This window comes from Pseudonocardia humida (genome assembly GCF_023898865.1).
In the GTDB taxonomy this organism is placed as follows: domain Bacteria; phylum Actinomycetota; class Actinomycetes; order Mycobacteriales; family Pseudonocardiaceae; genus Pseudonocardia; species Pseudonocardia humida.
In genome coordinates this window covers 94,382-102,200 of the sequence record NZ_JAGSOV010000050.1, presented here as the reverse complement: position 1 = coordinate 102,200, position 7,819 = coordinate 94,382, and the positions used below count along the sequence as shown (strand labels likewise).

Below are 7,819 nucleotides of genomic sequence, written 5' to 3'. Positions count from 1 at the left end.
ACCACCCCCCCCCGCGGCCCCCGACTGGGGGCCGGCCCCCACCGGCATCGGGGGGGCGCCGTCGGGAGCGCTAGGACTGCTTGCCGGCGCGCTTGCCGTAGCGGGCCTCGAAGCGGGCCACGCGGCCGCCGGAGTCGAGGATCTTCTGCTTGCCGGTGTAGAAGGGGTGGCAGGCGGAGCAGACCTCGACGGTGATGGTGCCGCTGGTCTTGGTGCTGCGGGTGGTGAACTGGTTTCCGCAGCCGCAGGTGACCTGCGTCTCGACGTACTGGGGGTGGATGCCGGATCGCACGGGGGTTCCTCTCGAAGTGACGCCGGGTCCCCTGTGTTCGGGGTGAACCGGAGCCGGAGCGTGACAGCTCATTCAACCACCGGCCCCGCCCGAACATTCCGGGCGGGGCTGGTGGGCGCAGCGACTCAGTCGTCGTTGCCGGGGGTGCTCTTGGCCACCTGCATCAGGAACTCGATGTTGGTGCGGGTCTTGCGCAGCTGGGTGAGCAGCAGGTCGATGGCCTGCTGGTCGTCCAGCGCGGACAGCACCCGGCGCAGCTTGACCATCACCGAGTACTCGTCCGGGCTCATCAGCAGCTCGTCCTTGCGGGTGCTGGAGTCGCCCACGTCGATGGCCGGGAAGACCCGCTTGTCGGCGATCTTCCGGTCGAGCTTGAGCTCGGCGTTTCCGGTGCCCTTGAACTCCTCGAAGATCACCGTGTCCATCGTCGACCCGGTCTCCACCAGCGCGGTGGCGAAGATGGTCAGCGAGCCGCCGCCCTCGATGTTGCGCGCCGCGCCGAGGAACCGCTTCGGCGGGTACAGCGCGGTGGAGTCGACACCACCGGACAGGATCCGGCCCGACGCAGGCGCGGCCAGGTTGTAGGCCCGGCCCAGGCGGGTGATGTTGTCCAGCAGGACGACCACGTCGTGGCCCAGCTCCACCAGCCGCTTCGCCCGCTCGATGGCGAGCTCGGCGATGGTGGTGTGGTCGGTCGGCGGCCGGTCGAACGTCGACGCGATGACCTCCCCCTTCACCGACCGCTGCATGTCGGTGACCTCCTCGGGCCGCTCGTCCACGAGGACGACCATGAGGTGGCACTCCGGGTTGTTGGTGCTGATCGCGTTGGCGATGTTCTGCATGATCGTGGTCTTGCCCGCCTTCGGCGGCGACACGATCAGCGCCCGCTGGCCCTTGCCGATCGGCATGACCAGGTCGATGACGCGGGTGGTCAGCTTGTGCGGCTCGGTCTCCAGGCGCAGCCGCTCGTTCGGGTAGAGCGGGGTGAGCTTGGTGAACTCGGGCCGGTTGCGCGCGGTCTCCGGGTCCTGGCCGTTGATGGAGTCGACCCGGACGAGCGGGTCGAACTTCTGCCGGGTCTGCTCGCCCTCGCGCTGCTCGCGGGCGGCGCCGGTGATGGCGTCGCCGCGGCGCAGGCCGTAGCGGTTGACCACCGACTGCGAGATGTAGCAGTCGGTCTGGCTGGACAGGTAGCCGGTGGTGCGGACGAACGCGTAGTTGTCGAGCTTCTCGACGATGCCGGCGACGGGCAGCAGGACGTCGCCGTCGCGCACCTCGGTGTCGACGTTGCCCTGGCCGGTGCGCCCGCCGGTCTCGCGCTCCCGACCGCGGCGGCGGTCGCGGAAGCGGCGGCCGCGGCGGCCCCGCCCCTCGAAGTCGTCGTCGTCGGACTCGGGGCGGTTGTCGCGCGGCCCGCGGTTGTCGGTGCGGGTGTCGCCGCGGTTCTCGGCCCGGTTGTCGGCGCGGTTGTCGCCCCGGTTGTCCGCGCGGTTGTCGGTGCGGTTGTCCCCGCGGTTGTCCCCGCGGTTGTCGTTGCGGTTCCCCCCGCCCCGGTTGTCGCCGCGGTTGTCGGCGCGGTCGGTGCGGGCGTCCTCGCCGCGGTTGACGGCCCGACCGTTGCGGTCGCGGCCGCGCTGCGGGCGCTCGTCGCCGGCGTCCTCGGTGGCGGGTGCCGCCTCCGCGGGGGCGGCGGCCTCGGCCTGCTCGGCGCGGTTGCGCCGGGTCTGCCGGGAGCGGCGGGGCGGGGCCTCGGCCGGTGCGGCGCTGGCCTCGGCCGACGGCGCGGGCGGGGCCTCGGCGGCGGCCGCCGGGGCGTCCACGTGCGCGGAGCCGTTGGTGGCCGGGGCACCGCTGGTGCTGGCCTCGGCGGCGGCCGCGGCGACGTCCGGGCCCGCGGCGGGGGCGGACGGGATCGCCTCCGGGGCGACCGCGGGGGTGGCCTCGGGCGCAACCTCCGGGGCGGCCTCGGCGGCGGGCTGAGCGGCGGCCTCGGCGGGAGGCTCGGCCGCGCGGCGCGACGGGGCACCCGCCGGGCGGGAGACGGAGCGGCGGCGACGGGTGCCGGTGGCCGGGGCCGGGGCCTCGGCCTGGGCACCGGCGGCGTCGTCCTTCGCCACCTCCGCGGCCGTCTCGGCGGCCTCGGCGCCGGGCGGCGCGGCGGGGGTGTCGGATACGGCGGGAGCGGCGGGAGCGGCGCCGTTGCGCGACCGGGAGGCCCTCGCGGGCTTGGCCGGGGCCTCCGCGACGGGGGTGTCCACCGGGACGGCCTCGGGGCCGCCGGGCAGCGGGAGCTGCGCCGCGGCGGCGGAGTCGCCGCCGGCCTGGCTCGTCCGGATGGCGGCGATCAGGTCGCCCTTGCGCATCCCGGCGGTGCCGGGGATGTTCAGCTCCGCGGCGAGTTGGCGCAGTTCGGCCAACACCATGCCGGTCAGGCCACCGCGCTTGCGGGGCGCCGGCGCGGCTGCGGTCTCGGAGCTGACGAGATCGGTCTCGCTCACTGATGTCCTTCCTGACCGACCGGGCCTTCTGCCCAGGTCAGCGGGATTCACACACTCGTCCGGACGGTGTGCCGGGCGACATGTCGAGGTGCTCCGCACGACGCGGACGTCTCAACAGGCAATAGCAGCGATCATGCGCCGGTCCGGAAACGGTCGCTCGGGTCGGGATACCACCGGATGGGGATCTCGGATGGGCTGCCGCAGATGCACCGGGCGGGCCCGACTCGAGTGGTCACGCGGATGACGCGCAGATCGCCGTTGCGCTGACGAGAGTAGACCTTGCGTGTCACACCGGCAACAACCACCCCGACGGGCGCGCCGCAGGCTCAGCCGGACGGGCTACTGGTCACGCACCCATGGACGAGCCTACGCCCCTCAGGCCTGCGGCCCCCGGCGCGGGTCGTCGTCCACCGGACCGGTCGTCGACGCCTCTCGCAGCGTCCACACCCCCGCGACCACGAACGGCGCAGCGACCACGACCGCGGCGGGGCCCCAGAACCCCGTGACCCCGGCCATGTCGAGGGCGACGGAGCCGGATGCCACGACCAGCAGGAAGGTGACCGCGGACGCGATCGCCTGGACGCGGCCCGCGCGTGTGCGGACCGCGCCGCGCTCGGGGTTGACCAGCGGGACGCCCAAGGCGAACCAGAAGTAGGGAACCATGGCGATCCCGACGGCGAGGACCACCCAGACGATGATCGAGCCGGTCCCGAGCGCACCGCGCGCGAGCGTGATCCCACCGGCCCAGAGCCCGAGCAGGACCAGCAGGATGCCGCGACCGCGGATCGTCCGCGGGTCCTCCGGCGTCCGCGCGTCCCCCACCACGTCGCCGAACATCCCAGTGCCCGCCGCGCCCCGCGACTCCTGACCGGCGGGTCGGACCGACCGGCGGAGCACCGTGCTCCGGATGCCGGTGCGCACGCGCCCGAGGGTCAGGAAGGTGGCCTTCCCGGAACGTCCGAGGGTCCGCCCGGATACCCGACCTCGAACGGTCGCTCGGGTCGGGACACCACCGGATGGGGATCTCGGATGGGCTGCCGCGGATGCCTCGCCCCGCGGGCCGGCTGCGGGCCGCCGCGGTCAGCGCCGGACGTCCGTGTCGGACGCCACCCGCGCGCGCCGCAGCGTCCACGCACCCACGACCACCAGGGGCGCCGCGACGACCGCCCCGACCGGCACCCACAGCCCGGTGGCCCCGCCCGGCTCCGGGTCCACCAGCAGCGCCGGCACCAGCAGCAGGGCCGAGGCGAAGAACGCGATGTGGTGCACGTGCTCGATCCGGGTCAACGGGTCGGTGTGGTGGGGGCGCAGCAGCAACCGCACCCCGAGCCCGAACCGCGCGACGACCGCGCCGACGACGGCCACGGCGAGGAACACGGCCGTGAGCGCGCCGTCGGGCTCGACCGCGCCGCGGGTCGCGGCCAGCGCGCCGGCCCAGATCCCGACCAGCATCGACGCGACGGCGTAGGGCCGGACCGGCCGCGCGGGATCGGGCACGCCGAGGTCGACCGCCATCTCCCCACGGTGCCACGAGCGGGTCCTGGCGGCGTCCGTCGATCGGGCGCGGCTGTCGGGCGCGCCCGCTCGGTCGCGTGGCTATCCGACCTCGACCCGTGCTCCCGCCGTGTCCACCGGCAGCGGGCACACCGCGAACCCGGTCGTGTCCAGGTCGGCGGGCAGCGTGCCGCCGGCGGTGAGCGCCAGCACCGTCGGGCCCGCGCCGGAGATCACCGCGGGCACGCCCCGCTCGCGCAGCGCGTCGACCAGGTCGGCCGACTCCGGGTACGCCGGGCGCCGGTAGCCCTGGTGCAGGCGGTCCTCGGTGGCCGGGAGCAGCAGGTCGGGGCGCTGGGTGAAGGCCAGCACGGCCAGCGCCGTGCGGCTGCCGGTGAAGGCGGCGTCGACCAGCGGGACGCGGTCGGGCAGCAGGCCGCGGGTGGTGTGCGTGGAGGACTCGACGGTCGCGACGAGCGCCACCGGGTGGATGCCCGGGTGGGCGTCGACCCTGACGGCGTGGAAGCGCTCGGCGGTGTTGCCCGGCGTCTCCCAGGCCACCACCAGCCCGCCGAGCAGGCTGGCCGCCGCGTTGTCGGCGTGGCCCTCCATACCCGCGCTGACCTGCAGCAGGACGTCGGTCTCCAGCTCCGGGTCGCGCCCGGACAGGGCGACGGCGGCGACCGCGCCGGCCACCGCGGCGGCGGCGGAGCTGCCCAGCCCGCGCGAGTGCGGGATGGCGTTGCGGCAGCGCAACCGGATGCCCGCCGGCGCGTCGCCGACGATGTTCCACGCGGTGCGCATGGCCCGCACGACGAGGTGCGTGTCGTCGCAGGGGACCTGCTCGGCGCCCTCCCCCGACACCTCGACCGACAGCCCGTCGGGCGCGACCGACACCTCGACGTCGTCGTAGAGGCCCAGCGCCAGCCCGAGCGTGTCGAAGCCGGGGCCGAGGTTCGCCGACGAGCCCGGCACCCGCACGCGGACCTCGGAAGGTCGGCCCATCAGCGCAGTTCCAGGGCGTCGGCGACGGCGCCGGGGTCGATCGGGACAACGGTGGGCGCGGGCGCGGCGAGCAGCGCCGTGTCCGGGTCCTTGAGGCCGTGCCCGGTGACCGTGCAGACGACCAGCGACCCCCGCGGCAGCGAGCCGTCGGCGGCCGACTGCAGCAGACCGGCCACGCTGGCCGCCGACGCCGGCTCGACGAACACCGCCTCGGTCGAGGCCAGCAGCCGGTAGGCGTCGAGGATCTCCTCGTCGGTGACCGCGGCGAACTTCCCGCCGGACTCGTCGCGGGCCGCCATCGCGCCCGCCCAGGACGCGGGCGAGCCGATCCGGATCGCGGTGGCGACGGTCTCCGGGTGGCGCACCGGGGCCCCGTGCACCAGCGGCGCCGCCCCGGCGGCCTGGAAACCGAACATCCGCGGCGGGTCGGTGATCAGCCCGTCGGCCAGGTAGGAGCGGTAGCCCGACCAGTAGGCGGTGATGTTGCCTGCGTTGCCGACCGGCAGGCAGTGCACGTCCGGGGCGCGGCCGAGCTCGTCGCAGACCTCGTAGGCCGCGCTGGCCTGCCCGGCGATCCGGGTCGGGTTGACCGAGTTCACGAGCGCGGCGACCGGGTAGTCGGCGGCGGTCTTGCGGGCCAGCTCCAGGCAGTCGTCGAAGTTGCCGTCGATCTGCAGGATGCGCGCGCCGTGCACGACGGCCTGGGCCAGCTTGCCCAGCGCGATCTTGCCCTGGGGCACGAGCACCGCGCAGGTCATCCCGGCGCGGGCGGCGTAGGCGGCGGCCGAGGCCGAGGTGTTGCCGGTGGACGCGCAGATCACCCCCTGCTTGCCGCGGGCCAGCGCGTCGGTGACCGCCATCGTCATGCCGCGGTCCTTGAACGAGCCGGTCGGGTTGGCCCCGTCGACCTTCAGGAACACGTCGCAGCCGGTGCGCTCGGACAGCCGCGGCGCGGGCAGCAGCGGGGTGCCGCCCTCGCCCAGGGTGACGATCCGCCAGCCCGGCTCGACCGGCATCCGGTCGCGGTAGGCGGCGATCACCCCCGGCCAGCCGGTCAGCTTGTCCGGAACGGGATCAGCGGGCCGCCGCGCCGAAGATTCGCTCGCGAGCCCGCGCTGTGCCGATGATTCGCTCGCAAGCTCGCTCATCCGGCCACTCCCTTTCGCCCCAGGTCCTCGACGCGCAGCACGCTCTCGACCCCGCGCACGGCGTCGAGCCCGGCGATCACCTCGACGGTGGCCGCGAGCGCGGCCTCCGGGGCAGTGTGCGTGACGACGACGAGCCGGGCAGGCCCGCCGTCGGGGCGCCCGCCGGTCTGGCGGACCGCGGCGATGCTGACCCCGTGCCGGGCGAACTCGCCGGCGATCGTGGACAGCACGCCCGCGCGGTCGGCGACGTCGAGGCTGACGTGGTAGCGCGTCGGCACGGTGCCCATCGGCCGCACCGGCAGGCTGGCGTAAGTCGACTCGCGCGGTCCGCGCCCGCCGACGGTCCGGTTGCGGGCCACGGCGACCAGGTCGCCCAGCACGGCGCTGGCCGTCGGCGCGCCGCCGGCGCCCTGGCCGTAGAACATCAGCTGACCGGCCGCCTCGGCCTCGACGAACACCGCGTTGAACGCGCCGTCGACCGCGGCCAGCGGGTGCGAGGCCGGGATCATCGCCGGGTGCACCCGCGCCGACACCGACTCCGGGGTGTCGCCGTCGGCCGGGGTGCGCTCGCAGATCGCCAGCAGCTTGATCACGCAGTCCATCCCGGCGGCCGCGGCGATGTCGGCCGCGCTGACCTCGCGTATGCCCTCGCAGTGCACGTCGGCCGAGGTCACGCGGGTGTGGAAGGCGAGAGAGGCGAGGATCGCGGCCTTGGACGCCGCGTCGTAGCCGTCGACGTCGGCGCTCGGGTCGGCCTCGGCGTAGCCGAGCCGGGTGGCCTCCTCCAGCGCCTCGGCGTAGCTGGCCCCCGACTCGGTCATCGCCGAGAGGATGAAGTTGGTGGTGCCGTTGACGATCCCGGCGACCCGGGTGATGCGGTCGCCGGCCAGCGACTCGCGCAGCGGGCGCAGCAGCGGGATCGCCCCGGCCACCGACGCCTCGTAGTAGAGGTCGGCCCCGGACGCGTCGGCCGCCTCGGCCAGCGCCGCGCCGTCCTCGGCGAGCAGGGCCTTGTTCGCCGTCACCACCGACTTGCCCGCCTTGAGCGCCTCCAGCAGCAGCGTCCTGGCCGGCTCGATGCCGCCGATCACCTCGACGACGACGTCGACGTCGTCGCGGGTGACCAGGCCCGACGCGTCCGCGGTGACCAGCTCGCCCAGGTCGGCGTGGCGCTGCGGGCGGCGCACGGCCACCCCGACCAGCTCGACGGGGGCCCCGGCCCGCGCGGCCAGCTCGGTGGCCTGCTCGCGCAGCAGGCGCACGACCTCGCCGCCCACCGTGCCGCAGCCGAGCATGGCGACGCGCACCGGTTTGCCGGGATCGTTGGCGGTCACGACCCGATCCTGGCCCGAACACGCCGTCCCACGGGAGTCCCCGTGAGC

The 7,819-nt window shown here is 75.1% G+C and carries 7 protein-coding genes; all 7 read right to left on the bottom strand.

The genetic code is table 11. The features are described 5' to 3' along the window. Positions 1 to 70: 70 nt before the first annotated feature. The 7 genes from rpmE to KDL28_RS24210 all read right to left on the bottom strand — a co-directional run bounded on the left by rpmE (position 71) and on the right by KDL28_RS24210 (position 7,771). Complete coding sequence (gene rpmE / locus KDL28_RS24240; protein ID WP_252441784.1) at positions 71 to 292, bottom strand: 50S ribosomal protein L31; 222 nt, start codon at positions 290 to 292, stop codon at positions 71 to 73. Between the two features lie 125 nt (positions 293 to 417). Further along, positions 418 to 2,790, bottom strand: a complete 2,373-nt coding sequence (gene rho / locus KDL28_RS24235; RefSeq protein ID WP_252441783.1) for a transcription termination factor Rho — start codon at positions 2,788 to 2,790, stop codon at positions 418 to 420. A gap of 375 nt (positions 2,791 to 3,165) precedes the next feature. Then, positions 3,166 to 3,711 (bottom strand): hypothetical protein, encoded by a 546-nt coding sequence (locus tag KDL28_RS24230; RefSeq protein ID WP_252441782.1) that lies wholly within the window; start codon positions 3,709 to 3,711, stop codon positions 3,166 to 3,168. A 159-nt stretch (positions 3,712 to 3,870) separates the two neighbouring features. Beyond that, on the bottom strand, positions 3,871 to 4,305 hold the full coding sequence (locus tag KDL28_RS24225; RefSeq protein WP_252441781.1) for a hypothetical protein: 435 nt from the start codon (positions 4,303 to 4,305) through the stop codon (positions 3,871 to 3,873). A gap of 81 nt (positions 4,306 to 4,386) precedes the next feature. After that, positions 4,387 to 5,289 (bottom strand): homoserine kinase, encoded by a 903-nt coding sequence (gene thrB / locus KDL28_RS24220; RefSeq protein WP_252441780.1) that lies wholly within the window; start codon positions 5,287 to 5,289, stop codon positions 4,387 to 4,389. Further along, positions 5,289 to 6,437: a threonine synthase gene (gene thrC / locus KDL28_RS24215; RefSeq protein ID WP_504967683.1), complete on the bottom strand. Its 1,149-nt coding sequence runs from the start codon at positions 6,435 to 6,437 to the stop codon at positions 5,289 to 5,291. The genes thrB and thrC overlap by 1 nt, the downstream gene beginning before the upstream one ends. Beyond that, entirely contained in the window at positions 6,434 to 7,771 is a 1,338-nt protein-coding gene (locus tag KDL28_RS24210) for a homoserine dehydrogenase (protein ID WP_308216054.1), read from the bottom strand. The genes thrC and KDL28_RS24210 overlap by 4 nt, the downstream gene beginning before the upstream one ends. Positions 7,772 to 7,819: the final 48 nt, after the last annotated feature.